The organism is Serratia sp. BIGb0234 (assembly GCF_024809915.1).
GTDB classification, from domain to species: domain Bacteria; phylum Pseudomonadota; class Gammaproteobacteria; order Enterobacterales; family Enterobacteriaceae; genus Serratia; species Serratia liquefaciens.
On record NZ_JANUEI010000008.1, the window covers coordinates 120,954 to 147,896 of the forward strand.

Sequence of the window (26,943 nt, forward strand, 5' to 3'; positions counted from 1 at the left end):
TCGGAATATCCTTATGACTAAAATGGTTTTTTTGGGAGTTTATTGAGATATGGACATGATGATTTCACCTGCCGCTTATTGCTCAGGGAGCTGAGAGAATGAAAAAAAAGACGTTGTTTACCCTACTGTTGATGGTGGTGGCGATCGCCATGGCGATATTGTTCCGCGCGCATAATCAGGATTTGTTGTTGCAGGGCGAAGTGGATGCGCCTGAGGTGATTGTGGCTTCCAAGGCTAAGGGACGAGTGATTGAACGTCTGGTGGAGCGTGGGGACGACGTGCAGGCAGGGCAAGTGATGATTCATCTCGACAGCCCGGAACTGATGGCGCAACTGCGTTCCGCGCAGGCGTCGCGCGATGAGGCCAAAGCGCAGCTCGAGCAGTCGCTACACGGCACGCGTGAAGAAAGCATCCGCAACCTGCGCGCCAACCTGGCGCAGTCCGAAGCGCAATATCGCAACGCGCAAAACGACTACAACCGCAACCTGAGCGTGGCCGGTAAAGGTTATATTTCGAAATCTGAATTGGACGCTTCACGCCGCGCGCGCGATACCGCTTTCCAACAGGTGCAGGCGGCCAAAGCCAACCTGGACGAAGGGATTAACGGCGACCGTGTCGAATTACGGCAACAGTACGCTGCGGCACTGCGAGCAGCGGAAGAAAACTTGCTGCAGGTGAAAGCCCAGACGGACGACTTGCAGGTATTAGCTCCGGTGACCGGCGAAGTTGGGCCAATACCGGCAGAAGTGGGCGAGTTGTTGAATGCGGGTAGCCCATTGCTGACGCTGATCCGCATACCGGACGCTTATTTCGTGTTTAACCTGCGTGAAGATATTTTGGCTCACGTGCGGAAGGGCGACAAAGTCCAGATGCGGGTACCGGCACTGAAGGACAAAATGATCGAGGCGGAAGTGCGTTATATCGCCCCGCTGGGCGACTACGCCACCAAACGCGCCACCCGAGCTACCGGTGACTTCGATCTGAAAACGTTTGAAGTGCGCCTGTATCCGTCACAGCCGGTAGACGGCCTGCGCCCAGGGATGAGCAGCTTATGGCTATGGAAAGAGTAAGGGCCGGCTGGCGCTGCTTCAGCCATGCGTTTGGCAACGAGTGTCGGCTTGCCTTCCGCAGCCCGGTGGTGCATTGGCTGAGTTGGATCTTCCCGCTGATCCTGTTTGGTCTGATCAGCAGTAACTTTTCGGAAGGGACCTTGCTCGATCTGCCGGTGTCGGTAGTGGACAGCGATCACAGCCCGCTATCCAAATCGCTGACGCGCCGTCTGGATGCCGGTTCGCACGCCCACGTCGAGGCTTACCCCGGTGGGCTGCAAGAATCGCTGCATCGCCTGCGTAGCGCGCAGGATTACGCGCTGCTGTATGTGCCGCCGGATTTTGAGGCCAACGCGCTGGCTGGCAAACAGCCGAGCGTGGTGATGTACTACAATGCGCTGTTTTACGGTGCGGGGCTGTATTCCACCCAGGACTTCAGCGGCCTGATGACCGAAATCAACGCCAGCTACCGCAGCATCATCGCCGGCGAGATGGGCAAAACACTGCCGCCCCTGGCGGACGTGACGCTTTCCTACGGCAGTTTATTCAACGCCAGCGGCAGCTATATTTATTATCAACAGTTTGCCGCCACCATCCACCTGCTGCAGCTGTTCGTAGTGACCTGCATGATTTACGTGTTGGCACGCAGTAAATCCTTGTTGAAGGCGCGGCCGTTCAGCCTGGCGCTGCTCGGCAAGTTGGCGCCGTACACCTTATGTTTCACCAGCTTGCTGATGGTTGAAATTGCCGCGCTGGTGGGCATTTTTGACGCCCGCGTCAGCGGCAATCCGCTGTTCATGCTGATGATTGGTTTCTTCTACGTGATGGCGGCGCAGAGCATTGGCCTGCTGCTGTTTACCTTTACCAGCAGCACCATCACCGCCTACAGCCTGATCGCCATTTTGGTGAGTATTGCGCTGACCTTTTCGGGCATGGCGGTGCCGGAACTGTCGATGCCGCTGCCGGCGCGCATTATTTCTAATATTGAGCCGTTAACTCATGCGTTGTACGCCATGTTTGACGTATTCCTGCGGCAAGTCCCTGCCAGCGCCATCTTCAGCGTCTGTGCGTTGCTGTCGATTTATCCGCTGGTGACCGCACTGCTGGTGCGTAACCGGCTGTTGGCGCGGCTGTTAAAAGAAGGGGGGGCAGGATGAAACTTTATTGGCAAACCTTCGTCCGGGTGCTGCTCGGCATGCTGGAGCGGCCGATGTGGCTGATGTTGATCCTGTCGTTGTGCGTCATGAGCATGGTCTATGCCAACCGCACGGTATGGGATCTGCCGGTGGGCGTCATCGATCAGGACCACAGCACCGCCAGTCGCCAGCTGATCCGTCAACTGGACGCCACCTCCAAAATCGCTATTGAAACCTACGACAGTCTTGAGCAGGCGCAGCGAGATCTTGGCTGGCGCAAGCTGTTCGCGGTGATCATCATGCCGGTGGATCTGGAGAAGAAGATCCTGAGCGGCCAGAATATCGTGGTGCCGGTGTATGGCGATGCGACCAACCGCCTGGCCAACGGGCAGATCCAGCAGGATGTGGTGGCGGCTTATCAGCAGTTGCTGACCCAGTACAACAACGGCCTGCTGTTACGCAGCGGTTTCAGCGAACGCCAGGCGCAGGTGATCCTGACGCCGATCGTCGGGCAGACGCTAGATGTGTTCAACCCGGGCATCAGCTTTGCGGCGATCATCTTCCCCGGCCTGCTGGTGATGCTGTTGCAGCACTCGTTGTTGATTGCCTGCGTGCGCGTCAGCATTGCCATGAAGAGCATGCCCGGGGGCAAAGCGCCGCTGGCGGCGCATCTGGGGGGGCTGACGGCGTTGCTGCCGATCTGGCTGTTCCTGTCGATCGTGCTGTTTGTGCTGTGGCCGTGGGTGCTGGGCTACCGGCAAACGGCGGGCATTGCGGAAATTCTGCTGCTGACCTTCCCGTTCTTACTGGCGGTGCTGGGGTTGGGCAAGCTGGTGACCGAGTGCCTGCGCAGCGTCGAAATGATCTACCTGACGCTGGCGTTTATTACGACGCCGATATTTTATCTTTCGGGCACCATCTGGCCGCTGCAGGCGATGCCGGGCTGGGTGCGGGCGATTTCCTACAGCATTCCCTCCACCTGGGCAACCAAGGCCGTTGCGGGGGTTAACCAGATGGGGTTGTCGCTGAACGAAGTGTGGGGGGACGTGGCGATGCTGCTGGTACTGGGGATTGTTTACACCCTGTTGGGCTTCGGCGTAGGTTTCGTACGCAACAGCGTCGCGCTGCGCAGTATGTTCCGCAAACGGCAGGTTAATTAACGTTCCAGCAAGGGAGCCCCACCATTTCCTTGACCCTTAACAAGGTGGACAGACGCGCTGTCTCGCATAATCACGTCCGTGAATTTTCTTACTGGTGTGATTGTATGGCTTACCAACTGAACCTGAACTGGCCCGAGTTTTTAGAGAAGTATTGGCAGAAAAAACCTGTTGTTTTGAAAAATGCCTTCCCAAATTTTGTCGATCCTATCACGCCAGACGAACTGGCGGGGCTGGCGATGGAGCAGGAGGTTGACAGTCGTCTGGTGAGCAACGCAGAGGGAAAATGGCAGGCCAGCAACGGTCCGTTTGAACATTTCGATGACCTCGGTGAAACGGGGTGGTCACTGCTGGCGCAGGCGGTTAACCACTGGCATGCGCCCTCAGCCGAGCTGGTGCGCCCGTTTCGCGCCTTGCCGGACTGGCGCCTGGATGATCTGATGATCTCCTTCTCGGTGCCGGGAGGCGGTGTGGGTCCGCATATCGACAACTATGATGTGTTCATCATTCAGGGGATGGGCCGCCGTCGCTGGCGCGTTGGCGATGCCTTGCCGATGCGTCAGTTCTGCCCGCACCCGGCGCTGCTGCACGTTGATCCGTTCGAGCCGATCATTGATGAAGAATTGGAACCGGGCGACATTCTGTACATCCCGCCAGGCTTTCCCCATGACGGCTTTACCCACGAAACGGCGTTCAACTATTCAGTGGGCTTCCGTGGGCCAAACGGCCGCGACTTGATCAGCAGCTTTGCTGATTACGCGCTGGAAAAAGATCTGGGTGGTGCGCATTACAGCGATCCTGATTTAACCCTGCGTGAACATCCGGGCCGGGTTGAAGAATATGAGCTTGAGCGCCTGCGCTCAATGATGTTCGAAATGATCGGCCAACCGGAAGACTTTAAGCAGTGGTTTGGCCGTTTTGCCACTACGCCACGTCATGAGCTGGATATCGCTATGGCGGAACCCCCTTATGAAGCGGAAGAGGTACTGAATGCGCTGATGGGCGGTGAAACCCTGACTCGCCTGAGCGGCCTGCGTGTGCTGCAGGTCGGCGACAGCTTCTTCGTCAACAGCGAGCGTCTGAACACCGTGGACGATCGTGCGGCCGATGCGCTGTGTCGCTATACCGAGCTGGGCCAGCCGGAGCTGGGTGATGCGTTGCAAAATCCGGCCTTTGTGGCTGAGCTGACCGAGCTGATCAATCAGGGATACTGGTTCTTCAAAGAGTAGTTGTCGCTGTGGGCTGACTTGCCGGGTGGCGCTACGCCTACCCGGCAGTTTTGTATTTTCTCAACGAATTAAGACACCAATTCCAGCCCCGCGACCCGGCGCCAGTAGCCGTTGCAGTCGGCTTGATCGGTGAGCGTTAACGGCTGCGCACCCTGCTCGTTGGCACGGAAACGTTCGACCAGAGCCAACGTCTCCGTGCTCTGCGGCGACAGGCGCACGATGTCTACCAATCCCTGCATACCGCTCAATTCGTTACCCAGGTTATAACAGTAGCCGCTCATGGTCTGAATACCGTTGAGCACGAACACCTGCTGCTGTTCTTGGGAACGCATCATGCGGCCCTGCGGGTATTTGATGCAGCAGGTTTCGCATTCGTCCTTGGCGCGGTCTTCAGACCGTGCGGTGAAGCAGCGTGCCGAATAGGCCAGCGGCAGGTGGCCGTAGCTCAGCACTTCCACTTCAAACTGCTGGCGGAAGCCCAGTTCTTCGCACTGCGCCAACAGTTTGGCCAGCCAGTCGCGTGACAGCTCGACCGGCATACACCAGCGGGTCATGCCCTGGCGGTGCAGCAGACGCAGGGTGTAGGCGTTGTAGCAATTCAGCGCGTGACCGGCGACGAACGGCAGGCCACGTTCCGCGGCCATGTTCACCGTGCCCAGATCGTTGGCTTCGATCAGGAATTCGCCGTTTTCCACATAACGCTTCAGTTCGTTCAGCTCGGACGGCGCCTGTAACAGTGCCAGGGTAGAGATCACCACCTGCTTGCCGCTGCGGGCTATCTCTTGCGCCAGCGCCAGCCAGTCCCCCACCTTCATTTCACGCCGTTTGGTGCAGACGCTTTCACCGAGATAAATAATCTCCGCGCTGCTGTTTACCGCCTGCTGATAAAAACTCTCGACCTCGGTTTTTGGCCAGTAGTACAGCACTGGGCCTAATGCGTATTTCATGCGTCCTCCTGCTACTGCCATTTGCGGTGATAGGCACCGAGGGTGGTTTGGGTGCCTTCGGACATCGAGCCGAGCGCCTCCATCCAGCCGGCCTCGGCCTGATAAGCGGCCGGATCGGCCTGGCAGCGGTCGATGGCCTGACGCCACACGCGGGCAACCTGGCTGACATAGGCCGGGCTGCGCTGGCGGCCTTCAATCTTCACCGAAGCGATATTGGCAGCCAGCAGTTCCGGCAGCAGTTCCAGCGTATTGAGGCTGGTGGGCTCTTCCAGCGCGTGGTAGCGCACGTCATCCACCAGATAGCGGCCCTTGCACAGCGTCGGGTAACCGGCATTTTCATCGTCCCGGTAGCGGTCGATCAGCACGCCGTTCAGGCGTGACTCCATACCCTGAGCCGTTTGCTGCCAGCGCACGTAGCGCGCCGGCGAACAGGCACCGACGGTATTGGGGGATTCGCCGGTCAGGTAAGAGGAGAGGTAGCAACGCCCCTCGGCCATGATGCACAGGCTGCCGAAGGCGAAGACCTCCAGCGGCACAGGGCTGGTACGCGCCAACTGTTTAACCTGGTGCATCGACAGCACGCGCGGCAGCACCACCCGACCGACGTCGAAATGGCGTTGGTAGAAGCGAATTGCCTCTTCGTTAGTGGCAGAAGCCTGCACCGATACGTGGCGCTCCAACTGCGGGTAACGTTCGGCGGCGTATTCCAGCATCGCCAAATCGGCGAGGATCAGCACGTCGGCACCCAACTGCGCCGCCATGTCTACCGCCCGCTGCCAGCGGGCATAGCCGTCCGGGTGGGCGAAGGTGTTGATGGCGATGTGCAGCTTACGGTTGTGGCGATGGACGTACTCGACCGCTTCCTGCAGCTTTTTCTCGGTAAAGTTGAGGCCGGCAAAGTGGCGCGCGTTGGTATCATCTTTCAGGCCGATGTACACGGCGTCAGCGCCGTTATCCACCGCAGCCTTCAGGGCCGGCAGATTACCGGCGGGACAAAGCAGCTCCATAGATTTATCCTGACTCAGCATGCACCCATGGCGGATGCGGGCTGTCACAATGTTTACCGGTGACCGTTTTTAACCGGCAAACGCTAATCGGGAGGCAATTTTAGTGAAAGCGCGCTGAACAGGCTTTGATTTGAGGCAGCTTCTGGCGTATTGATAAAGCTGGCGGCGAAATGCACTATTTGTTGATATAGAGCGCTTCTGCCGTGCGCCACTGTGGCAAAATAGTGCATCTGTGTTGAAAGGAGTGAACGACAGTGTTGGAACAATTACGAGCGCGCATTGTGCGCCAGGGGCCGTCGCTGCTGCGAGTACCGCTAAAATTCACGCCGTTTGCTTTGCAGCGCCAGCTTCTGGAACAGGTGCTGGGCTGGCAGTTCCGCCAGGCGTTGGCGGATGGCGATTTGGAATTTCTTGAATCGCGCTGGTTAAAGATCGAAGTCCGCGATCTGGCGCTACACTGGTTTATGACGGTAGAAAACGGCAAGCTGGTTGTCAGCCAACATGCCGAGGCTGATGTCAGCTTCAGCGGCGACGCCAACGATCTGATTCTTATCGCAGCGCGTAAGCAAGATCCCGATACGCTGTTCTTTCAGCGTCGGCTGCAGATTGAAGGGGACACCGAATTGGGCCTGTATGTAAAAAATCTGATGGACGCCATCGAGTTGGAAGCCATGCCTGCGCCATTGCGCCTGGGCCTGCTGCAACTGGCTGAATTTGTCGAAGCAGGGCTGCAGGAGGGCACGGTGCAAACTTCCCGTGTGCCGGTATCATGCTAATCCGCGTAGAAATTCCGGTAGATGCCGCAGGGATCGACGCGCTGTTGCGTCGTGCCTTTGGGCGTGACGACGAGGCCGATCTGGTGCAGCAACTGCGCGAAGATGGCCTGCTGACGCTGGGCATTGTCGCCACCGACGACGAAGGCGGCGTGGTAGGTTATGCGGCGTTCAGTCCGGTGGACGTGGCCGGGGAGGATCGCCAATGGGTCGGTCTGGCACCGCTGGCGGTGGACGAAAGCCTGCGTCGCCAAGGGCTGGGTGAAAAACTGATCTACGAAGGATTGGATTCGCTCAATGAGTTTAGCTATGCCGCAGTAGTGGTGCTGGGCGATCCTGCTTATTACGGCCGCTTTGGCTTTAAACCGGCTGCCGCCTATGGGCTGCAGTGCCGTTGGCCGGGCAGCGAAGCCGCCTTCCAGGTGTATCCGCTGGCGGAAAATGCTCTGGATGATGCGCATGGGGCGGTGGAGTTTTCCGAGCCGTTTAACCGGTTTTAATCTTAGCGTCCGGCAGTAGCAGTAAATGATCCAAAGTAAGAGGCGGGTGATTCACCAGCCTCTCTTTTTGCGTTTTGCTCAGTTGCTTCACCCGGTATTCCAGCCTTAGCGCTTTAGAACGATCCCCCGCCAGGCAGTGAAACGCCAACACCAGCTCGCCTTTGCCCCGCAGTGCCTTTGCACCTTTGCCAGCCTGATGCTGCGCCAGACGTCGTTCGACGTCGGTAGTAATGCCGGTATACAGCATGCCGTTAGGCAGACGCAGCATGTAAAGGTGCCAGGGGGAGAGGGTATCGGTCATGAATAAGCAGCAACTTCGGTGGTCAGGGTGGGAATATGATGGCATGTTCGCCGTCGTAATCCCACCCTGTCCGCCTGCGGATGATTACGATTAGCCTTTTTTGCCCGCCATTTCAAAGCGAGGTGAAACGATGCCGTACAGCGTCCAGCCGAGGAAAGTGGCGATGGCACCCCACATCATGGCCTCTTCACCGGAACTGTAGAGCGCATAGAAGCTGTAAAGCGCGCCAATGCCGGCAATGATGTTGGCGATCCGCGCTTTTTTCTCCGGCACTTTCGCCACCTTCTGAATAATGATCAGCGCCGCCATCGACAAGATGTAGGGGATAATATTGGTCACCACGGCCAGGTTAACCAGCACGTTGAACTGCTTGTTCAGCGACGGGCTGATGGTCATCAGCGACAGTACGCTCTGGATAACGACGATGGTCAGCATGCCTTTGACCGGGGCGTCCGCCTTGCTGAGTTTCGAGAAGATTTTCGGGAAGAAACCGCTGTCGGCGGAAGATTTGAATACCTGAGCGATGGTGAACTGCCACCCCAGCAGCGACCCGACGCAGGACATGATCATCAGTGCCATGATGATCTTGCCGACCGTTGGGTTGAACATATGGGAAAACGCCAGCCCAAACGGCGCGGTGGAATTGGCCAGGTCCATATTCGGTACTATACCGGCGATCACGTTGGTCGAAACGATATAGATCACTGCGGCGCTAAGCGTGCCGCCCAATACGGCGATCGGCACATTACGTTCTGGGTTCTCCACCACATCGGTATTGGCACAGGCGGATTCGAGGCCCAGGAAAGCCCATAGGGTCATGGAAATCGAAGCGCCAATGGCTTCAAAAGTTGGCACCTGATGCGGGTTCCACGCGGCGACGTAAGCGCTGCCGCTGAACCAGTGCCAGCCGATGATCGAAATCCCGACCACCGGGATGATGACGCCCCAAACGGTGATGCCGCTGATCCTGCCGGTAATGCGAGCGCCGCCGAAGTTGGCGACCGTGGCTAACCACAGCACACCAATGGTGGCGATACAGATCCCTAACGGGCTCAGGTTGGCGCCAAACAGCTCGGTACCGTAACCCACGGCGGAAATGGCGATGGCGATATTGGCGATCAGTAACGAAACGCCGTAGGTATAGTTCGCCATAAAGTTGCCCGATTTGCCGAAGGCATATTCAGCATACCCCCCCATACCGCCGGATTTACGGCTGAACATCCCGCATTTGGCGAAAGCATAGGCCAGCGCCATTGAACCAACCGCAGTGACCAACCAGGAAACAATAGAAATTGTGCCTACCTCGGCCAATTTGGTCGGCAGCATAATTATGCCGGACCCCATCATGTTGACGGCCGTCAGGATCGTTAACTGCACGACCCCCATTTTATTATTAGACTTACTCATGATCATTCTCTCTTTTATGATGCGATCTGGGCGGTGAATAATATTCACCGCCTTGTGAGGTCATTAATTACTCATGACGTAGCCGTAAGCGCGATTCCAGCCATCTTCATCTTGTTGGATATAAACACCCTGCAATTCCGGTGCGAAACCAGGAAGTAAATTAATGCCTTCCTCCAATGCCAGGAAATAACGCTGTGCAGCGCCGCCCCATATTTCTCCAGGGACGACACATAAAACACCCGGAGGGTAAGGCAGTGCACCCTCTGCCGCAATACGGCCCTCGGCCTTGGCCAATGAAACCAATTCGATATTGCCGCGGACAAATTCTGTATTGGCATCTTGCGGGTTCATGGCGATACGAGGGAAATAATTCTTGCGGAACATCTCTTTTTGCAGTTCTTTAACATCGTAACTGACATAGAGATCGTGCATTTCTTGGCAAAGTTGACGCAGGGTATAATTCTTGTAGCGTTGCTCATTGCTTTTATATACCGCGGGCAGGACTTCACTGAGTAATGAATCCTGCTCGATGTGTTTTTCAAAGCGGGCAATCAGCGCCACCAGATGCTGCATTTTGGCGATGTCTTCGGCCGGCGTGAGAAGGAACAGGATCGAGTTGAGATCGCATTTTTCCGGTACTATGCCGTTTTCGCGCAGATAGTTGGCCAAAATGGTCGCCGGAATGCCGAAGTCACTGTAGTTACCGCTCGCCGTGTCTATGCCCGGCGTGGTGAGCAACAGCTTGCAAGGGTCGACAAAATACTGCGATTCCGCATAGCCTTCAAAGGCATGCCACTTCTCGCCTGGCACAAAGTTGAAGAAGCGCAAATCGTTGGCCATTGTCTCGGTGTCATAAGACTGCCAGGGCTTGCCGTCGATCTGGTCTGGAACAAAAGGTTTGATTAACTGGCAGGTCTCCAGCAGCATTTTACGGGCTTCAATCCCTACGCGAACGCACTCCTTCCACAGGCGCTGACCGCTTTTCCCTTCATGCATTTTGGCATTGACGTCCAGAGCGGCAAACAGCGGATAGAACGGGCTGGTGGAAGCATGCAGCATAAAAGCGTTGTTAAAGCGTTTATGGTTGCAATAGCGACTTTGGCCTTTGATATGTTTGTCTTTTTTATGGATTTGTGAGGTTTGCGAGAAGCCGGCCTGCTGTTTGTGAACGGACTGGGTCACAATGATCCCCGGGTCGTTTTCATTCAGTTCAAGCAGTAAAGGCGAGCAATCTTTCATCATTGGGATGAATTGTTCGTAGCCCACCCAGGCGGAGTCAAACAGGATGTAATCGCACAGGTGCCCAATCTTGTCGACCACCTGGCGAGCGTTGTAAATGGTGCCGTCGTAGGTGCCTAACTGGATGATTGCCAGACGGAAAGGCCGGGCCTCATTGGCACGCTCCGGCGCCACTTCGCGGATTTGCTGACGTAAATAACGTTCATCGAAGCAGTGCGCATCAATACCGCCGATAAAGCCAAATGGGTTGCGGGCGGTCTCCAGATACACCGGCGTTGCGCCAGCTTGAATCAGAGCGCCATGGTGATTGGATTTATGGTTATTACGGTCGAACAACACTAAATCGCCGCGTGTTAACAGGGCGTTGGTCGCAACTTTGTTTGATGCCGAGGTCCCATTCAGCACGAAATAGGTCTTATCGGCGTTAAAGACCTTGGCTGCGTGTTGCTGCGCGGCACAGGGTGCCCCTTCGTGGATCAATAAGTCGCCCAGTTTGACGTCCGCGTTGCACATATCGGAACGGAACAGCGTCTCGCCATAGAAATCAAAGAACTGACGTCCGGCCGGATGTTTACGGAAGAATTCACCGCCCTGATGGCCCGGACAGGCAAAGGTGGCGTTACCCATTTCGACATACTGCGTCAGCGTGTTGAAGAACGGTGGCAGCAGATCTTTTTCATATTTTACCGCCGCGGCCTCCAACTGCTTGCCGTAGAACTGGGTGTTTTTCCCGCAGAGTTCAAATACCCCGTGCAGCGCCGGTAATACGGCATTGTCCAACTCTTCTTCGCAGCAAACCGCCACAAACAGCGGGATGTTCAACCCGATCTCTTCGAGATGCGTCACCATGCCCTTTGCAACGTCCTCAACGGACAGCACAATGGCGGCGACATCATTGAAATCGCTCTGATGCACATCGACAATTTCACGTTCTGTTTCAAAGCAGCCCAGTGTTTTTTCATTAGCGGCAATTTTTAACTTTTTCATTTTCTCATTCTTCAGACAAAGGTATTCCATCGGCAAATAATTAAATCTGCCGTTAATACCTTATTAAAATAAAGGTGTACGAGAACCTGGCATGCCGGAAGGCATTCCTGAGTTCACTCTATTATTTTGTGGCGGCGTTCTTATCCCATGAAGATGAATTACGATATTTTCCGCTGCGTAAGCAACAGGAGTTTATCTCTGTTGATCAGAGTGAAAAATATGTCGTAATGATATCTTGCGTTCGGAATAAGGACGAACGAGGAGGGAGGTTATCTGAAGTTAAAGAAAGCGAAGCTAAAGCAACTACGATGAGCCATCATCATAATATGGGTTGTGCGCCTGATATGCGCCATTTTTCTGTTGTTGTTTTCCATTTCTAATCCACCTTTGTGAGTGAAAAGATGGCGCTATTTTAACGCAGGCTTGAGCAAAATATGTGACATACATCACGCATACACACCTTCAAGTAAATAACTATTCACTGGTTATGCATTCGGTTGCATAAGAATACCTCTAAAGAGTGATTATGCATGTAAATAGATTGATAACAAATAGCCCTTTCTGCTACCTGATTTTTCCTATGCGGGAGAAATAGCAAAAAAAATTGGGTTTAAGAGGGGCGTATAATGCGCAATTGAAGTGAGTTTGTTTTTATTATGTTATAAGTCCATATAATGATATTTTGTATATAAATTCACTTTATGTGGGTGTTTATTCTGTTTTGATTTTTGCCGACATTGTTGTTATTTGTGACCCGCCTCAACAACACGGGTTAAGATGAAACAAGCTAACGGGGAGAATTCACAGTGACTATGACCGATGAGCATCAACCTATCGCACAGTTTCTCAGCAAGCAGCACGTACTGACGCTGTGCGCGGGAAACGGCATGGATATGTGGTGCGCCAATTGTTTCTACGTGTTTGACGCCGAGCGGATGGCGCTGTGGTTGATGACCGAAACCCACACCCGTCACGGTGAGCTGATGCTGCAAAACGCCAGCGTGGTGGGCACCATAGCGCCGAAACCGAAGACCATCGCCTTGATCCGCGGCATTCAGTATCGGGCGCAAGCGACGATGCTGAACGGTGAGCAGGAGGCGTTGGCACGGGCACGTTACTGCAAGCGTTTCCCGATTGCCAAGATGATGAAGGCGCCGGTCTGGCAGTTGGATCTGCAGGAGGTGAAGATGACTGACAACACCCTCGGTTTCGGTAAAAAGCTTCACTGGGCGCGGGTCTGAATACCGCAAACTATACTTTTCAGCATCATCAATCAGCGGGAGGGCATATGGCACGGGTATTCATTGTCGGGGCAACTGGGTTGGTGGGTAATGCACTGTTGCATCTGCTGCAGCGTGATCCGCAGGTCACGGCGATCGTGGCGCCAACGCGCAGGCCATTGCCACCGCACGAAAAATTAGAGAACCCGGTAGGGGATGATTTGTTTGCGCTGCTGACTGAATGTGAACAGCCGGTCGATATGGTGTTTTGCTGCCTGGGGACGACCCGCCGCGAAGCCGGTAGCGACGCTAATTTCCATTATGTCGATTACACCCTGGTGGTGGAAAGTGCGCTGACTGGCCGTCGGTTAGGGGCGCAGCATTGTCTGGCCGTCAGTGCGTTAGGCGCGAACAGGCGCTCTACGTTCCTCTATAACCGCACCAAAGGGGAAATGGAGCAGGCGCTGCGTGAACAGAATTGGCCGCGCCTGACGCTGGTGCGGCCATCCATGCTACTGGGGTCACGGCCCTCGCCGCGTTTGCTGGAGCGCCTCACCGCGCCGCTGTTTAAATTGCTGCCCGGCAAATGGCGAGCGGTGAGTGCCAAAGACGTGGCGCAAACCCTGCTGGAGCAGGCGTTCAGCCCTGGCAACGGCGTTAGGGTGCTGGAATCCGATCGGCTGCATTGTTACCGCAGTGCACGCTGAGATTATCGAACGCCAGCTCCAGGCCAGGCGGCAGTTCATTGTCCGTCAGCCACAAATCGAGATGATGGCTGATGTGCGTCAATAGGGTACGGCCTGGTTGCAAGCGTTGCTGAATTTCCTGCGCACGGGTCAAATCGTTGTGGTTACGCGGTGCCTGCGGCTGAGGGGGCAGGCTGCAATCGAGAACCAGCAAATCCAACGGCACTCCGCGTAGAAAAGCGTCGGTATCGGGCGGCAGACCGACGGTATCGGTCAGGTAGGCGAGCGATGCCCCAGCGGCCTGGATCAGATAGCCCAGCGTGATTTTTGAATGCTGCAGCGGCAACGGTGTGATGCGCAGCCCGCCCAGTTCAAGGGGGGAGAAGGGGGTTAACGGCGGTTGAAACGCCAGAATACCAGGGTGTTTGAACAGGTCATCGCAGCCCTGCTCGTCTGCCGGACCATAGACCGGAATAAAATTTCCGCACCCCCAACGCAAAGGAAATAACCCCTGTACGTGATCCATGTGGTAATGTGTCAGTAAAAAACGTTGAATTTCCCCCGCCGAAAAACGCCGTTCCAACGACGGTAATCCCGCATCCAGCAAGGTCGTTTCCCCCTGAAATTTGAGCATGGCGCTGCACGGTCGTCGCCGAAACGCCGGCTCGCGCCTCGCCCGCTGACAGACCAGACAATCACAGCCAAACACCGGGATCTGTTGCGCGCCACCGGTGCCGAGAAACGTCAGTTGCATGTCGTCACTCCCGATTATAAATACTTCTCCGCGAAGGCATGGATATCACGGAAATCCGCCAACCGTTGTTGCAGCGTCTGGTGGTCCCAGTGCCACCACTGGCTGCGCTCAATGCGTTCGATCAGGGCGTCGTCGAAACGCATGCCGATCTTTTTGGCCGCTACGCCGGCGACAATCTCATAGGGGGCGACATCTTTGGTGACGACGGCCGCGCTGCCGATAACGGCACCGTTGCTGATGCTGACGCCGGGCATGACGATGGCGTTATGACCGATCCAGACGTCGTGGCCGATAGTCACATGCTGTTCGCGCCGCCAGTCGAAGAACGCTTCGTCGTCTTCTCCCAGGTCATACTCTGAAGCGCGGTAGGTGAAATGGTGTTGGGCGATACGCTGGTAACTGGGGTGATTGCCAGGATTAATGCGTGCATAAGAGGCAATTGACACGAATTTGCCGATGGTGGCGTAAAAAATCTGGTTGTGTCCGGCGGTATAGGAGTAGTCACCCATCTCCACCTCTTCCAGAATCGCATCGTCGGCCAGATGTACATATTGGCCTAAGCGACTGCGGTTAAGCGTCACGTTGTTACCGATTTTCGGCTGTGCAGCATCGTTCATGGCACGGCATCCTGTGGTTGTTTTGCCAAAGAGGGCAGCAGCGCCAACAGCGCCGCCAGCGTGTCATCAAGGTTGCCGTCGTTATCCAACCATCGGCAACCGGCAGGGAGTTTTTCCTGGTACTCTGCCGCTCGCGCCAATCGTTGTTCGATCTGCTCGGCATTTTCGCGTCTGCGGTTTTGCAGCCGCTGGCGGAGAATATGCGTACTGACCTGCAGGCAAACCGGCAGCAGCTGTGCGCCATAACGCTGCTGCGCCTGCAATAAGTGAGCGCGCGAGCCATTGACCACTACATCGATCCCCTGCAGCAACCAAAGATCCACTTCGATCCCAAAAGCGTAATGATGCTGGTGCGCGTGCCAGTCGAGGGCGAACAGGCCTTTGGCGCGGCGGCGCAAAAATTCGGGTTCACTGAGCGCAATATGGTTCTCGCAGCCGGCGTCTGCCGGCCGGGTGATATAACGGTGCGCCACCAGCGGCGCACTGTCGGCATGGGCGCGCAGGGCGGCCAGCAGGCTGTCTTTCCCGGCCCCGGAAGGCCCCATCAGATAGATAAGCTGTGCCATCAGAACACCTGCTTGCCCTGGCGCCACACGTTCTGCACGTAGATATGCTCGCCGTGCGGCCGCGCCAGTACCAAATCTGCCCGTAATCCTTCGGCGATGGTCCCGCGATCCTGCAAGTCCAGCGCTTTCGCCGGGTTGCGGGTGATCATCTGCACCGCCTGCGGCAAGCCGTAGCCGTTGCGCTCGTCGGCCGCGATACGAAATGCCGCATCCAGCAGGCTGGCCGGGTAATAATCGGAAGACAGAATATCCAACACCCCCAACGCCGCCAGATGGTGCGCTGCCACGTTGCCGGAGTGGGAACCGCCGCGCACGATATTCGGCGCCCCCATCAGCACCTGTAATCCTTGCTGATGCGAGGCCAGGGCTGCGGCTTCGGTGGTGGGGAATTCAGCAATGGCGCTGCCCAGCGCACAGGACTCGGCTACGTGTTCGGCGGTCGCGTCGTCGTGGCTGGCAAGAGAGATCTTGCGTGCCCGGCAGTGAGCGGCGATCGCTTCGCGGTTTGGCGTGGCCCAGCGAGCGGAAAGCCCGATTTGCTGCTCCTCAAAGTCGCTCATCTGCTGGTCATTGAGGTTGTATTTGCCCTGATAATATTCGCGGTATTTTTCTCGCGAAGCGAACTGGCGCTGACCCGGCGAATGGTCCATCAACGACACCAGAGACACGCCCGGCTTGTCCATCAGCTGTTCGAACAACGGCAGGGTGCTGTCGTGCGGCAGTTCGCAGCGCAGGTGCAACCGGTGTTCGGCGCGATTCACCCCCGCACGCTGGCTGTGGATCACCGCGTCGATCATTTTTTGCAGGTTCTCCAGTCGGTGACCGCCGTCGCGTACGTCGCCAATGGCCACTGCGTCCAGCACGGTGGTGATGCCATTGGCCACCATCAATGCATCATGGCTGCTCATGGCCGAATGGGCCGGCCAGTCGACGTTGGGGCGCGGGGTGAAAAACTTGTCCAGGTTGTCGGTGTGTAATTCGATCAGGCCAGGCAGCAACCAGCCGCCTTCACCGTTCAGTGCCTGGGGTAACTGACTGGGCGTATCGGCAAAACTGCGGATCGTGCCGTCGTTGATCTCCAGCGATCCTTCGACAACCTGATCTTCCAGCACCAGCTTCACGTTATTGATGATCATCAGAGGATCTCCAGCGCCTGTGGCGCCTGCATGTCATATAACCGGTCGGCGACCTGCTGACGGACGCCCTCATCATGAAAAATGCCGACGATAGCCGCGCCGCGCCGTTTAGCCTGTTCGATCAAGGCGACCACTGCCGCGCTGTTGCGGCTGTCGAGTGACGCCGTGGGTTCGTCCAGCAGCAAAATCGGATAATCGACAATAAAGCCGCGCGCAATGTTCACCCGCTGTTGCTCGCCGCCGGAGAAAGTCGAAGGCGCCAACTGCCACAGACGCTGCGGCACATTGAGCTGGTTAAGCAAGGTTTCGGCGCGTTCACGGCATTCGGCGCGATCGGCACCCTGTTCCAGTAACGGCTGCATCACGACGTCCAGTGCGCTGATACGAGGGATCACTCGCAGGAACTGGCTGACCCAGCCAAGGGTATGACGGCGAACCGCCAGGATTTGGCGCGCTTCGGCCTGCACCATGTCCAGCCATTCCCCCTGATGGTTGACCCAGATATGGCCGCTGTCGGGCAGATAGTTGGCATACAGCGAGCGCAGCAGGGTTGATTTTCCGCTGCCGGAATGGCCGTGCAGCACCACACACTCGCCGCTGCTGACCGTCATGTTGGCGTCGTGCAACACCGGCAGCCGCGTGCCGTGCTGCTGGTGGAGCACAAAGGTTTTGCTGAGGTGTTCAACCCGGATTTGAATAGTCATCTGTTATTACCTTGAGTTACGACAGCACCGAAGAAACCAGCAGTTGGGTATAAGGATGGTGTGGATCGTCCAGCACCCGGTCGGTCAGGCCGCTTTCCACCACCTCGCCCTGTTTCATCACCAGCAAGCGGTGCGCCAGCAGGCGCGCCACGCCGAGATCGTGGGTGACGATCACCGCCGCCAACTGCATTTCCACCACCAAAGTGCGCAGCAGATCGAGCAGCCGCGCCTGCACCGAAACGTCCAGACCACCGGTGGGTTCGTCCATAAATACCAGCTTCGGGTGGGTCACCAGATTGCGGGCGATCTGCAAGCGTTGCTGCATGCCGCCGGAAAAGGTGGTCGGCAGATCGTCAAGGCGCGACAGCGGGATCTCAACGTCTTCCAGCCACTGCCCGGCCTGACGGCGGATGTCGCCATAGTGGCGCTGGCCGATGGCCATCAGCCGTTCGCCGATGTTGCCGCCGGCGGAAACCTTGGGCCGCAGCCCGTCGAGCGGGTGCTGATGCACTACGCCCCAGTCGGTGCGCAGCAGGCGGCGGCGATCGCTTTCCGCCATCGCATATAAATCATGCTGTTGCCCGGCCTGCGGACGGTAGAGGATCTGCCCTTGCTGTGGCGCCAGCCGCGCAGAGATCGACTTCAGCAGGGTGGTTTTGCCGGAGCCGGATTCGCCGACGATGCCCAGCACTTCACCGGGGTAGATATCGAAAGACACATCGCTAAAGCCTTTGCCCGGCGCGTACAGGTGGGTCAGGTTAGCCACCGACAGCAGCGGCGTGGTGCTCAGAGGGGTGGAAGTCATCAGTGCTGCGCCTCTTGCGAAGGTTGCGCCAGTTGCTGCTGGCAGTAATCGGTATCGGAGCAGACGAACATGCGGTTGCCCTGGTCGTCGAGCACCACCTCGTCCAGATAACTGTGGCGCGAGCCGCACAGCGCGCAGGGCTCGTCCCACTGCTGTACGCTGAACGGATGATCGTCGAAGTCCAGGCTCTCCACTTTGGTAAAGGGTGGCAGGGCATAGATACGTTTCTCGCGTCCGGCCCCAAACAGCTGCAGCGCCGGCATCATGTGCATTTTCGGGTTATCGAATTTGGGGATCGGCGACGGATCCATCACGTAGCGGTCATTGACCTTCACCGGATAGGCGTAGGTGGTGGCGATGTGGCCGTAGCGCGCGATGTCTTCGTACAGCTTCACCTGCATCACGCCATACTCTTCCAGCGCATGCATTTTGCGGGTCTCGGTTTCTCGCGGTTCGATAAAGCGCAGCGGCTCAGGGATCGGCACCTGATAAATCAGGATCTGGTCTTCGCGCAGCGCGGTTTCCGGAATGCGGTGACGGGTCTGGATCAGCGTAGCCTCGGGCGTGCGTTCGGTGGTGGCGACCCCGGCGACGCGCTGGAAGAAGCGGCGAATCGACACGGCGTTGGTGGTGTCGTCGGCGCCCTGATCAATCACCTTCAGCACGTCGGCACGGCCAATCACGCTGGCGGTCAACTGAATGCCGCCGGTGCCCCAGCCGTAGGGCATCGGCATTTCACGGCCGCCGAACGGCACCTGATAACCGGGGATGGCGATTGCCTTCAAAATGGCGCGACGGATCATGCGCTTGGTTTGCTCGTCCAGGTAGCCCAGGTTGTAGCCGGTTAATACTTCACTCATTGCGGGCCTCCTGACGCTCGCTAAATTCCTGGCGCAGACGCTTAAGCAGTTCCAGCTCTGCCTGGAAATCGACGTAGTGCGGCAGTTTAAGGTGGGAAACAAAGCCGGCGGCTTCGACGTTATCGGCATGGGCCAGCACGAACTCTTCGTCCTGCGCCGGGCTGGCGATGCCTTCGTCGTACTCGGGGCTTTGCAGTGCACGGTCTACCAGCGCCATTGCCATCGCCTTGCGTTCGGCCCGGCCAAACACCAGACCATAGCCGCGGGTGAAATGCGGCGGCTGGTCAAGCGGATCGATAAAACCGTTAACCATCTCGCATTCGGTTAGCAGGATTTCGCCGATATCAATGGTGAAACCCAGCTCTTCTGGCGTGATCTCCGCTGAAACATAGCCGGTGCGGATCTCGCCGGCGAACGGGTGGGTACGGCCGTAGCCACGTTGGGTGGAGTAGCTCAGCGCCAGTAAAAAGCCTTCGTCACCGCGCACCAATTGCTGCAGACGCGCTGAGCGTGAGCAGGGGTAAACCGGAGGATTACGGGTGATATCGTCCGGTATGCTGCCGTCGTCCTGTTCCGCCAATGCCAGCTGTTGCTGACTGAGCAGATCAAACACGTGGGCACAGTTTTCCGGCAAGGGTTCGTCCGCCTGTGGTGCGCGGGGGGCTTCTCCTTCCGCCAGCAACGCGAAATCCAACAGCCGGTGGGTGTAATCGTAGGTTGGCCCTAGCACCTGTCCGCCGGGCAAATCCTTATAAACTGCCGAGATGCGGCGCTCCAGTCGCATATTTTCTGTCGCCAGCGATTCGCCGATCGCCAGGCGCGGCAGAGTGGTACGGTAGGCGCGCAGCAGGAAAATGGCCTCGACCAGATCGCCGCTCGCCTGCTTGATGGCCAGCGCCGCCAGCTCAGGATCGTAGATGCCGCCCTCGGTCATGACCCTGTCCACGGCCAGGCCCAGCTGCTGCTCAATCTGCAGTGCGCTCAGTTCCGCCACGCTGTCATCGCCGCGCCGCAGCTGTTCCTGTAACTGATGGGCGGCCTCAATGGCTTTTTCGCCCCCTTTAACGGCAACGTACATCAGCACACCTCCACGTGGGTGGTTCGCGGTAACGCCAACAGGCATTCGCCGCAGGTCAGCAGGAAATCCAGCCCCAGCGGGAAGCGCTGCGGGCGGTTAAGCAGGTAATCCAGCAGCGCCGGCGGCAGCTGCGGTGAAATAATTCGTTGATGTTCGATGCCTGGCCCGGTCAGGCGCAGTGCGGTGCCTTGTTCCAGGCTAGCTAACTGCACAATCACCGTAGCGCTGAACTCGGGGGAAATTTCGCTGCCGTGCGGCAATGCCTGTAAATCGGTCGCCTGCAGTTGGCTATCGAACAGGGCGAAACACACCTCTTCGGCGCGCTCGGCCAGCGGTGCGCCGCTGTGGAAGCGAATGTTTGTTAGCGCTTGCTCACTTTTTAGCTCAGGACTCAGCTGGATCGGAGTTTCCTGATCCGCCAGGGTCAGCAAGGCAGCGGTACTGGCGGCATTCAGCCTGTCCCAGGTTGGGCTGCCTTGCAGCGTAACCACATGCCCAGGCTCGCTTAACGCCTTAAGAATTAAGCGGAAAGTTTGCTGAGATTGGTCGATCGGCTGGGTAAAACCTGTCAGTAGGCTCATGATTAATCCCCTCGCACCAGCGTAAAGAAGTCCACCCGGCTGGAGGCGACGGCCCTTGCACGCAGCTGGCGTTGCTCGTGTTGCAGCGCGGCCAGCGGCTCTATCAGCTGTTGTTGCAGCAATTCGGCCTGCTCCGGCAGTTGCAGCAGGGCATCCAGCAGCGCGCAGAGTTCGGCATGCGCCTTATCGCGCCCGGCGATATAGCTGTAGCCATAGCCGCCGTTTTCGAGCTGGACCACCGCACGGGTGACGGTCATGTCGCCCAAGACGAAGCGGCGACCGGTGGCCCCCATGCGCCCCTGCAACTGCGCCAGGCCAATCTCCGGTGCACGGATGCTCTGGTAGCGCGGGTTGATATTCAGCGCCTGCCAGTGGCTGCGCAACTGGGCCGGCTGGCTGTGCGCCAGTACCGACATCCAGCGTTGTCTCGGCTGTAAGGCTTGCATTTAGTGCTCCATCGTCAGTTCAATCATGTCGGCGCGCGCCAGGCTGACGGAGTATTCCGCCACGTTGTCGCTGCCGGTGCAGACGTTCAGGGTGCGCACGCACAGCAGCGGCGCCTGGGTGGCAATTTCCAGCATCCGGCTCTCTTTGGCCTGGGCCCGGCGCGCACTGATGCGTGTCTGGCTGCGGGTCAGCGGCTGGTGGATGTTTGATTCGATAAATTCGTGCAGCGAACCGCTGTGGAACTGCTGTAGCGCCGGCCACCAGTCCAGATCGGGCAGATAGTGGTCGATCAGGCTCATCGGTACGCCGTTGACCCGGCGCAAAGTGCGAAGGTGGATCACCGTTTCGCCTTCTTCCCGTGACAATGCGCTGGCAACATGCCCATTGCACGGGCGTAGTACAGCGAGTAAGCGCTCACTGGTGGGGTGGCTTCCCTGCTCGAACAGGTTCTGACTGAAACGGGTATTGGCATGCAGCGGGTAGTCGTAGGGGCGCATCAACACCAGAATGCCGATCCCGTGCCGGCGTTGCAGCCAGCCGCGCTCCACCAATTGATCGACTGCACGACGCAGGGTATGGCGATTGACCTGATAGCGTTCCGCCAATTGCTGCTCGGAAGGCAGGTAGTCGCCACAGCGGTATTGGGTGCGCAGCTCTTGTTCCAGCTGCGCGGCGATTTGCTGGTAGCGGGTGGGGAAACTGGTCGGATGTCTAGATAAGTCCATCATAATAAAAAACCTCGGTGGCCATAACGACATAAAAAATATGCGGTTTATTGGCATGTCTTACAGTGCTTACCCTGCGGCTTGAAAGACGACGGGTAGGTCCCGTGGTGAAGTTGGCATCATCTTGCAGGCGTCAGATGACAATCGCGTTACGCGTCGGTGGCGAACAGATGAACTATTTTGGACAGGCAGATGATGCGCAGGGGGCCGCTGCGCGCTAAGCTGGCGCTATTGATGATTGAACCGAGTTAATCTAAGCCCATGCCACATCCCCTGACTGCAACTGAACACCGCGCGCGCCCTTGGCCGTGGTGGAAACCGGCGCTGTTTCTGCTGGTGGTGGCCATCGGCCTCTACTACGTCAAATGGCAGCCTTATTACGGCAAGGCCTTTCTGGCGGCGGACACGCATTCCATCGGCAAATCGATACTGGTCAACGACGACAGTAGCCCGTGGCTGGCGGCCTGGCACTATGCGCTGGTCTATTTCACGGCGGTATGGAAGGCGGCGGTGCTCGGTGTGGTGTTGGGCTCATTGGTGCAGGTGCTGATCCCACGCGATTGGTTGATGCGCACGCTCGGTCATCCGCGTTTTTCCGGTACCTTGCTGGGCGCGGTGATCGCACTGCCGGGCATGATGTGTACCTGTTGTGCCGCGCCGGTAGCTGCCGGATTACGGCGTCAGTCGGTGTCCAGCGGGGCAGCGATGGCGTTCTGGCTGAGTAACCCGGTGCTGAATCCGGCCACGCTGATTTTTATGGGCTTTGTGCTCGGCTGGCAGTTTGCCGCAATCCGGCTGGTGGCTGGGGTGATCATGGTGCTGGGCATCGCCTGGCTGGTGCAGCGTGCCACTGCCAGGGATCCGCAGCCGGCGGCTTTGCAAACGCCGCTGCTGCCGCTGGATAAAGCTGACGAAAAGCCGTTTTTCGGCCGCTGGCTCAAGGCGCTGTGGTCGCTGTTTTGGTCCACCATACCTGTCTACATTCTGGCGGTATTGGCGCTAGGGGCCGCGCGCGTTTGGCTGTTCCCGCATGCCGATGGGGCGATAGATAATAGCGTGTTGTGGATTATTGGCCTGGCGATCGCCGGTTGCCTGTTCGTGATCCCGACGGCGGCGGAAATCCCGATTGTGCAGACTCTAATGCTGGCGGGCATGGGCACCGGCCCGGCGCTGGCGCTGTTGATGACCCTGCCAGCGGTCAGCCTGCCTTCGTTGCTGATGCTGAACAAGGCCTTCTCTGCCAAGGCACTGTGCCTGACAGCGCTATTGGTTGCGCTGTGTGGGATCGTCACGGGCGTGGTAGGAATGGGGTTGGTATAAATTGTTTAATAAATAGTCTTTCATTCGTATTTGCGTTGTCACAAATGTGCTAACGTTGGCAGGTTTTCAGTTGTTAAATATTGAGCGAATGCAGGAGTATCAAGATGGAAAGCCGTATCCAGTTTCGCATTGAGGATGAGACTAAACGTTTGGCGCAGAAAGCCGCAGAAGCCAAGGGGATCACTTTGAGTGAGGCGTGTCGACGTTTGGCTGAGCAAATGGCGGATGAGCAACGGGCCACTGAGCAACATGAAAATTGGTTGAAAGAAAAGGTTGATGCCGCTTTTGCCCGTTTGCATGAAGGAAGTGCGGTCTATCTTGACCAACAACAGGTTGATGAAAGCATGGATGCCTTTAAGGCAAAAGTCCGAGCGAAATACGACCGAAAATAAGGATCGTTATGCGTGTCGAATGGGATGAAGAAGCGCTACGGGACAGGGAACGTATTTTTGATTTTCTCTATCCTTTTAATCCACAGGTTGCTGAGCAGGCTGATGCTGAGATTGATAAGGCAGTGAAGCGCCTGTTGGATTACCCTGAACTCGGTAAAATGTGGTACAGGCAGGCGCGTAAGTTATTGGTCAGCCAGGCTTCATTAATAGTTTTATACGTTGTTGTCGACGACGTGATTAAGGTTTTAGCCGTTGTTCATCAACGAGAGAAATTCCCCGACATAGAGAACTAACGCAGCTTATGCACCACCTGATTAGCGCTGCCGCGCCAAATCAGCGCCGGATCTTTTAAGTCCTGCACAAACTTTCCGTCAATCAACACGTTAATCCTGTCCACTATCTGCATTTGCTGCGCATCCAGCTCCGCCAGCCGGTAGCCGGTCCACAGCCAGATATCCTTGCCGGGGCATTCGGCGCGCACCCGTTTTACCAGTTGCAGCACCGCCGCGACGTTGGCGGGGTGCAGGGGATCGCCACCGGACAGCGACAGCCCCTGGCGCGGAATGCGCGTATCGTTCAGGTCGGCAATCAACTGATCTTCCATCGTCTGGGTAAACGGCTGGCCGGAGTTAAGCCGCCAGGTACTTTTGTTGTAGCAGCCAGGGCACTGGTGCACGCAGCCGGCAACAAACAGCGTGCAGCGGGTGCCGGGGCCGTTGACGACATCAATGGGGTAATACTGGTGATAATTCATGTGAGGTCTGCCCATCTGGCTATTTTACTTGCCATTTTCCCCTCGGGCAGTGCTCTGAATACTCACGTACTGTGTGTACGCTCCGTTTCTTCCGCGCTGGCCGAGGGTAAATTGGCGGCGACAATCACGCCCGATGAACAGACGTATGCTCAGCAGGCTTGACGATCTTTGCTTCAGCCGATCTGCCCGTTCCCCAGGTGTTTCACCCGGCGTTTCACCTCTTCTTGCTTGCCGGCATTGAACGGCCTGGCATCCGGGCTGCCGAGATAGCCGCACACCCGGCGGGTGACGGAGACCTTGGATGGCTCGTGGTTACCGCATTTCGGGCAGGTGAAGCCCTTGCTGGTGCAAGAGAATTCTCCGGTAAAGCCGCACTCGTAGCATTCATCGATGGGCGTGTTGGTGCCGTAATAGGGCACGCGGCTGTAGCTGTAATCCCACACGTCTTCGAGCGCTTTCAGGTTGTGCTGCAGGTTCGGGTATTCGCCGTAACAGATGAAACCGCCGTTGGCCAATGGCGGATAGGGGGCTTCAAAATCCAGCTTGTCGTAAGGATTGACCTTTTTCTCTACGTCGAGGTGGAAGCTGTTGGTGTAATAGCCTTTGTCGGTCACGCCAGACACCACGCCGAAATCGGCGGTATCGAGCCGGCAGAAGCGATCGCACAGGTTTTCGCTTGGCGTGCTGTACAGGCTAAAGCCGTAACCGGTCTCGGCTTTCCAACTTTCCGTGGCGGCCCGCAGGTGCGCAACGATGGCGATCGCCTTGGCGCGCAGCGTTTCATCGTCGTATACGTGTTGTTCGTTGCCGAACAGGGCGTTGATGGTTTCATGCAGACCGATGTAACCCAGCGAAATAGAGGCACGGCCACTCTTGAAGATCTCGGCAATGTTGTCGTCTGCCTTCAGGCGTACGCCGCAGGCGCCTTCCATATACAAAATAGGGGCCACGCGCGCCTTGATACCTTCCAGCCGGGCAATGCGCGTCATCAGCGCTTTTTTCGCCAGCAGCAAGCGCTGATCCAGCAGATCCCAGAAGCGGCTTTCATCGCCCATGGCCTCCAGCGCAATACGCGGCAGGTTCAGGCTGATCACGCCGATATTGTTGCGACCATCGTGTACCAGCTCGCCCTCTTCTTCGTAAGTGCCGAGGAAGCTGCGGCAGCCCATCGGCGTTTTGAACGAGCCGGTGACTTTCACCACCTGATCGTAATTGAGTATGTCTGGATACATGCGTTTGCTGGCGCACTCCAACGCCAACTGCTTGATGTCGTAATTCGGATCGCCGTACTGATGATTCAGGCCGTCGCGGATGGCAAACACCAGTTTAGGGAATACCGCCGTTTTACGGTTTTTGCCCAGCCCGGCAATGCGGTTACTCAGGATAGAACGTTGGATCAAGCGTGATTCCCAAGAGGTCCCCAGCCCGAAACCGAAGGTGACGAACGGCGTCTGGCCATTGGCGGTGTGCAGGGTGTTGACCTCGTATTCCAGCGACTGGAAGGCGTCGTAACACTCTTTTTCGGTGCGCGCCATGGCATAGCCTTGCGCATCCGGGATCTGCCACTGTTCGGCGACCTGCTGGTGTTTGTTAAAGCTTTCGGTGACGAACGGCGCCAGGATCTCGTCGATACGGTTAATGGTGGTACCGCCATAAATATGGCTGGCCACCTGCGCGATGATTTGCGCGGTCACTGCGGTAGCGGTGGAGATCGACTTCGGGGGTTCAATCTCGGCGTTACCCATCTTGAAGCCGTTGGTCAGCATGCCCTTCAGGTCGATCAGCATGCAGTTGAACATCGGGAAGAATGGCGAGTAGTCGAGATCGTGGTAGTGGATCTCGCCTCGCTCATGGGCCAGCACCACGTCACGCGGCAGGATGTGCTGCTTGGCATAGTGCTTGGCGACGATCCCGGCCAGCAGATCGCGCTGGGTGGGGATCACCTTGCTGTCTTTATTGGCGTTTTCATTGAGCAACGCTACGTTGCTTTGCTCGACCAGGCCGCGGATCTCCTGGTTCAACCGTCCACGCAGTTCACGCGCGACGTCGCGATCGTGACGGTACTCAATATAGGCCCGCGCCAGCTGCTTGTATTCGCCGGCCATAAGCTGGTTTTCCACTGCCCGCTGGATTTCATGGATATCGACGCGCGGCTGCTGCGATATCTGTTGAGCGACTACGCGGGCGACGGTTGCGCAGTAGTCCGCATCGACGATCCCCACGGCCAGCGCGGCCCGCTCGATCGCTTGCCCAATACGTGCCTCGTCAAAAGGTACCTGACAACCGTCCCGTTTAATCACTACTGGTTTCACGTTGTTACTCCTTGTTCCCCGAGGGAGCGTTGATGCCCTGCCTTGCAGATTTCAGCCTGAAAGCTAGCGGGTATCGGTATGATTTCAGCTTATCCACAGGGCAATGCCGCAGCACGCAAGGGCTGAGGCGATGTGTGGATGATTTTGTGGATAGCTACTATATATAGTTGCTGTCGTTTCTTAATGCACTATATATAGGTGTTGGTGGAGTTCTTTTGACGTAGGACAAAGAAAATGAAAGAGCGCGCGTAAGC

At 57.1% G+C, this 26,943-nt stretch carries 30 protein-coding genes; 11 read left to right on the top strand and 19 right to left on the bottom strand.

Features of this window, described 5'->3' with window-relative positions:
- Positions 1 to 98 precede the first annotated feature (98 nt).
- The 4 genes from M2407_RS22630 to M2407_RS22645 all read left to right on the top strand — a co-directional run bounded on the left by M2407_RS22630 (position 99) and on the right by M2407_RS22645 (position 4,571).
- Complete coding sequence (locus M2407_RS22630; RefSeq protein WP_020824960.1) at positions 99 to 1,070, top strand: HlyD family secretion protein; 972 nt, start codon at positions 99 to 101, stop codon at positions 1,068 to 1,070.
- Positions 1,052 to 2,206, top strand: a complete 1,155-nt coding sequence (locus tag M2407_RS22635; protein WP_020824961.1) for an ABC transporter permease — start codon at positions 1,052 to 1,054, stop codon at positions 2,204 to 2,206. The genes M2407_RS22630 and M2407_RS22635 overlap by 19 nt, the downstream gene beginning before the upstream one ends.
- Entirely contained in the window at positions 2,203 to 3,345 is a 1,143-nt protein-coding gene (locus M2407_RS22640; protein ID WP_020824962.1) for an ABC transporter permease, read from the top strand. Before M2407_RS22635 ends, M2407_RS22640 begins: the two co-directional genes overlap by 4 nt.
- 104 nt (positions 3,346 to 3,449) lie before the next feature.
- Positions 3,450 to 4,571: a cupin domain-containing protein gene (locus M2407_RS22645; RefSeq protein WP_115060314.1), complete on the top strand. Its 1,122-nt coding sequence runs from the start codon at positions 3,450 to 3,452 to the stop codon at positions 4,569 to 4,571.
- A gap of 68 nt (positions 4,572 to 4,639) precedes the next feature.
- Here M2407_RS22645 and M2407_RS22650 read toward each other — a convergent pair whose 3' ends face one another.
- Both M2407_RS22650 and M2407_RS22655 read right to left on the bottom strand, forming a co-directional pair.
- Positions 4,640 to 5,518 (bottom strand): U32 family peptidase, encoded by an 879-nt coding sequence (locus tag M2407_RS22650; RefSeq protein ID WP_020824964.1) that lies wholly within the window; start codon positions 5,516 to 5,518, stop codon positions 4,640 to 4,642.
- An 11-nt stretch (positions 5,519 to 5,529) separates the two neighbouring features.
- A complete protein-coding gene (locus M2407_RS22655) occupies positions 5,530 to 6,525 on the bottom strand; it encodes a peptidase U32 family protein (protein ID WP_044553975.1) in 996 nt (331 codons plus the stop codon).
- Positions 6,526 to 6,779: 254 nt separating this feature from the next.
- Here M2407_RS22655 and M2407_RS22660 point away from each other — a divergent pair, with 254 nt between their 5' ends.
- Both M2407_RS22660 and M2407_RS22665 read left to right on the top strand, forming a co-directional pair.
- Positions 6,780 to 7,301, top strand: a complete 522-nt coding sequence (locus tag M2407_RS22660; RefSeq protein ID WP_020824966.1) for an SCP2 domain-containing protein — start codon at positions 6,780 to 6,782, stop codon at positions 7,299 to 7,301.
- Positions 7,295 to 7,798 (top strand): GNAT family N-acetyltransferase, encoded by a 504-nt coding sequence (locus tag M2407_RS22665; protein ID WP_130016093.1) that lies wholly within the window; start codon positions 7,295 to 7,297, stop codon positions 7,796 to 7,798. Before M2407_RS22660 ends, M2407_RS22665 begins: the two co-directional genes overlap by 7 nt.
- Here the strand turns inward: M2407_RS22665 and M2407_RS22670 are convergent.
- The 4 genes from M2407_RS22670 to speFL all read right to left on the bottom strand — a co-directional run bounded on the left by M2407_RS22670 (position 7,785) and on the right by speFL (position 12,106).
- Positions 7,785 to 8,099 carry a GIY-YIG nuclease family protein gene (locus M2407_RS22670; RefSeq protein ID WP_259219916.1) on the bottom strand — a complete coding sequence of 105 codons (315 nt, stop codon included), beginning with the start codon at positions 8,097 to 8,099 and terminating at the stop codon, positions 7,785 to 7,787. The two genes, M2407_RS22665 and M2407_RS22670, sit on opposite strands and share 14 nt — an antisense overlap.
- Positions 8,100 to 8,189: 90 nt before the next feature.
- A complete protein-coding gene (gene potE / locus M2407_RS22675) occupies positions 8,190 to 9,506 on the bottom strand; it encodes a putrescine-ornithine antiporter (RefSeq protein ID WP_115060310.1) in 1,317 nt (438 codons plus the stop codon).
- A gap of 63 nt (positions 9,507 to 9,569) precedes the next feature.
- Positions 9,570 to 11,732 (bottom strand): ornithine decarboxylase SpeF, encoded by a 2,163-nt coding sequence (gene speF / locus M2407_RS22680; RefSeq protein WP_217331481.1) that lies wholly within the window; start codon positions 11,730 to 11,732, stop codon positions 9,570 to 9,572.
- Between the two features lie 269 nt (positions 11,733 to 12,001).
- Entirely contained in the window at positions 12,002 to 12,106 is a 105-nt protein-coding gene (gene speFL, locus M2407_RS22685; RefSeq protein ID WP_112363015.1) for a leader peptide SpeFL, read from the bottom strand.
- A gap of 438 nt (positions 12,107 to 12,544) precedes the next feature.
- On the opposite strand from speFL, the gene M2407_RS22690 reads away from it, so the two are divergent.
- Together M2407_RS22690 and M2407_RS22695 are read left to right on the top strand one after the other, a co-directional pair.
- On the top strand, positions 12,545 to 12,973 hold the full coding sequence (locus M2407_RS22690; RefSeq protein ID WP_020824971.1) for a YhbP family protein: 429 nt from the start codon (positions 12,545 to 12,547) through the stop codon (positions 12,971 to 12,973).
- A gap of 47 nt (positions 12,974 to 13,020) precedes the next feature.
- On the top strand, positions 13,021 to 13,659 hold the full coding sequence (locus M2407_RS22695; RefSeq protein ID WP_259219918.1) for an NAD(P)H-binding protein: 639 nt from the start codon (positions 13,021 to 13,023) through the stop codon (positions 13,657 to 13,659).
- Here M2407_RS22695 and phnP read toward each other — a convergent pair.
- The 11 genes from phnP to phnF are packed head-to-tail and all read right to left on the bottom strand — an operon-like array spanning position 13,610 to position 21,911.
- Positions 13,610 to 14,392, bottom strand: a complete 783-nt coding sequence (gene phnP, locus M2407_RS22700) for a phosphonate metabolism protein PhnP (RefSeq protein ID WP_259219921.1) — start codon at positions 14,390 to 14,392, stop codon at positions 13,610 to 13,612. The genes M2407_RS22695 and phnP overlap by 50 nt on opposite strands.
- A gap of 14 nt (positions 14,393 to 14,406) precedes the next feature.
- Positions 14,407 to 15,009, bottom strand: coding sequence for an acetyltransferase (locus M2407_RS22705; RefSeq protein ID WP_259219922.1), 603 nt, complete (start codon positions 15,007 to 15,009; stop codon positions 14,407 to 14,409).
- Complete coding sequence (gene phnN / locus M2407_RS22710) at positions 15,006 to 15,575, bottom strand: ribose 1,5-bisphosphokinase (RefSeq protein ID WP_259219924.1); 570 nt, start codon at positions 15,573 to 15,575, stop codon at positions 15,006 to 15,008. The genes M2407_RS22705 and phnN overlap by 4 nt, the downstream gene beginning before the upstream one ends.
- Positions 15,575 to 16,711, bottom strand: coding sequence for an alpha-D-ribose 1-methylphosphonate 5-triphosphate diphosphatase (gene phnM / locus M2407_RS22715; RefSeq protein ID WP_048762825.1), 1,137 nt, complete (start codon positions 16,709 to 16,711; stop codon positions 15,575 to 15,577). The genes phnN and phnM overlap by 1 nt, the downstream gene beginning before the upstream one ends.
- A complete protein-coding gene (gene phnL / locus M2407_RS22720) occupies positions 16,711 to 17,415 on the bottom strand; it encodes a phosphonate C-P lyase system protein PhnL (RefSeq protein WP_020824977.1) in 705 nt (234 codons plus the stop codon). The genes phnM and phnL overlap by 1 nt, the downstream gene beginning before the upstream one ends.
- A gap of 16 nt (positions 17,416 to 17,431) precedes the next feature.
- Positions 17,432 to 18,220, bottom strand: coding sequence for a phosphonate C-P lyase system protein PhnK (phnK, locus tag M2407_RS22725; protein WP_020824978.1), 789 nt, complete (start codon positions 18,218 to 18,220; stop codon positions 17,432 to 17,434).
- Positions 18,220 to 19,080, bottom strand: a complete 861-nt coding sequence (locus M2407_RS22730) for an alpha-D-ribose 1-methylphosphonate 5-phosphate C-P-lyase PhnJ (RefSeq protein ID WP_020824979.1) — start codon at positions 19,078 to 19,080, stop codon at positions 18,220 to 18,222. The genes phnK and M2407_RS22730 overlap by 1 nt, the downstream gene beginning before the upstream one ends.
- Positions 19,073 to 20,158, bottom strand: coding sequence for a carbon-phosphorus lyase complex subunit PhnI (locus M2407_RS22735; RefSeq protein ID WP_259219926.1), 1,086 nt, complete (start codon positions 20,156 to 20,158; stop codon positions 19,073 to 19,075). The genes M2407_RS22730 and M2407_RS22735 overlap by 8 nt, the downstream gene beginning before the upstream one ends.
- Positions 20,158 to 20,739: a phosphonate C-P lyase system protein PhnH gene (gene phnH, locus M2407_RS22740; protein WP_116691392.1), complete on the bottom strand. Its 582-nt coding sequence runs from the start codon at positions 20,737 to 20,739 to the stop codon at positions 20,158 to 20,160. Before phnH ends, M2407_RS22735 begins: the two co-directional genes overlap by 1 nt.
- Before the next feature lie 2 nt (positions 20,740 to 20,741).
- Positions 20,742 to 21,185, bottom strand: a complete 444-nt coding sequence (gene phnG, locus M2407_RS22745) for a phosphonate C-P lyase system protein PhnG (protein ID WP_046374634.1) — start codon at positions 21,183 to 21,185, stop codon at positions 20,742 to 20,744.
- Positions 21,186 to 21,911 (bottom strand): phosphonate metabolism transcriptional regulator PhnF, encoded by a 726-nt coding sequence (gene phnF, locus M2407_RS22750; RefSeq protein ID WP_170868571.1) that lies wholly within the window; start codon positions 21,909 to 21,911, stop codon positions 21,186 to 21,188.
- Between the two features lie 261 nt (positions 21,912 to 22,172).
- Here phnF and M2407_RS22755 point away from each other — a divergent pair, with 261 nt between their 5' ends.
- From M2407_RS22755 to M2407_RS22765, 3 genes are all read left to right on the top strand, one after another.
- A complete protein-coding gene (locus tag M2407_RS22755) occupies positions 22,173 to 23,231 on the top strand; it encodes a permease (protein WP_046374633.1) in 1,059 nt (352 codons plus the stop codon).
- A 104-nt stretch (positions 23,232 to 23,335) separates the two neighbouring features.
- The gene (locus tag M2407_RS22760) at positions 23,336 to 23,623 is read left to right on the top strand and encodes a type II toxin-antitoxin system RelB/DinJ family antitoxin (protein ID WP_020824985.1); all 288 of its coding nucleotides are present in this window, start codon (positions 23,336 to 23,338) and stop codon (positions 23,621 to 23,623) included.
- A gap of 8 nt (positions 23,624 to 23,631) precedes the next feature.
- Positions 23,632 to 23,916 carry a type II toxin-antitoxin system RelE/ParE family toxin gene (locus tag M2407_RS22765; protein WP_259219944.1) on the top strand — a complete coding sequence of 95 codons (285 nt, stop codon included), beginning with the start codon at positions 23,632 to 23,634 and terminating at the stop codon, positions 23,914 to 23,916.
- On the opposite strand, the gene nrdG is transcribed toward M2407_RS22765, so the two are convergent.
- Both nrdG and nrdD read right to left on the bottom strand, forming a co-directional pair.
- Positions 23,913 to 24,377, bottom strand: a complete 465-nt coding sequence (nrdG, locus tag M2407_RS22770; RefSeq protein WP_116691389.1) for an anaerobic ribonucleoside-triphosphate reductase-activating protein — start codon at positions 24,375 to 24,377, stop codon at positions 23,913 to 23,915. The genes M2407_RS22765 and nrdG overlap by 4 nt on opposite strands.
- A gap of 173 nt (positions 24,378 to 24,550) precedes the next feature.
- Positions 24,551 to 26,689, bottom strand: coding sequence for an anaerobic ribonucleoside-triphosphate reductase (gene nrdD, locus M2407_RS22775; RefSeq protein WP_259219953.1), 2,139 nt, complete (start codon positions 26,687 to 26,689; stop codon positions 24,551 to 24,553).
- Positions 26,690 to 26,943 lie beyond the last annotated feature (254 nt).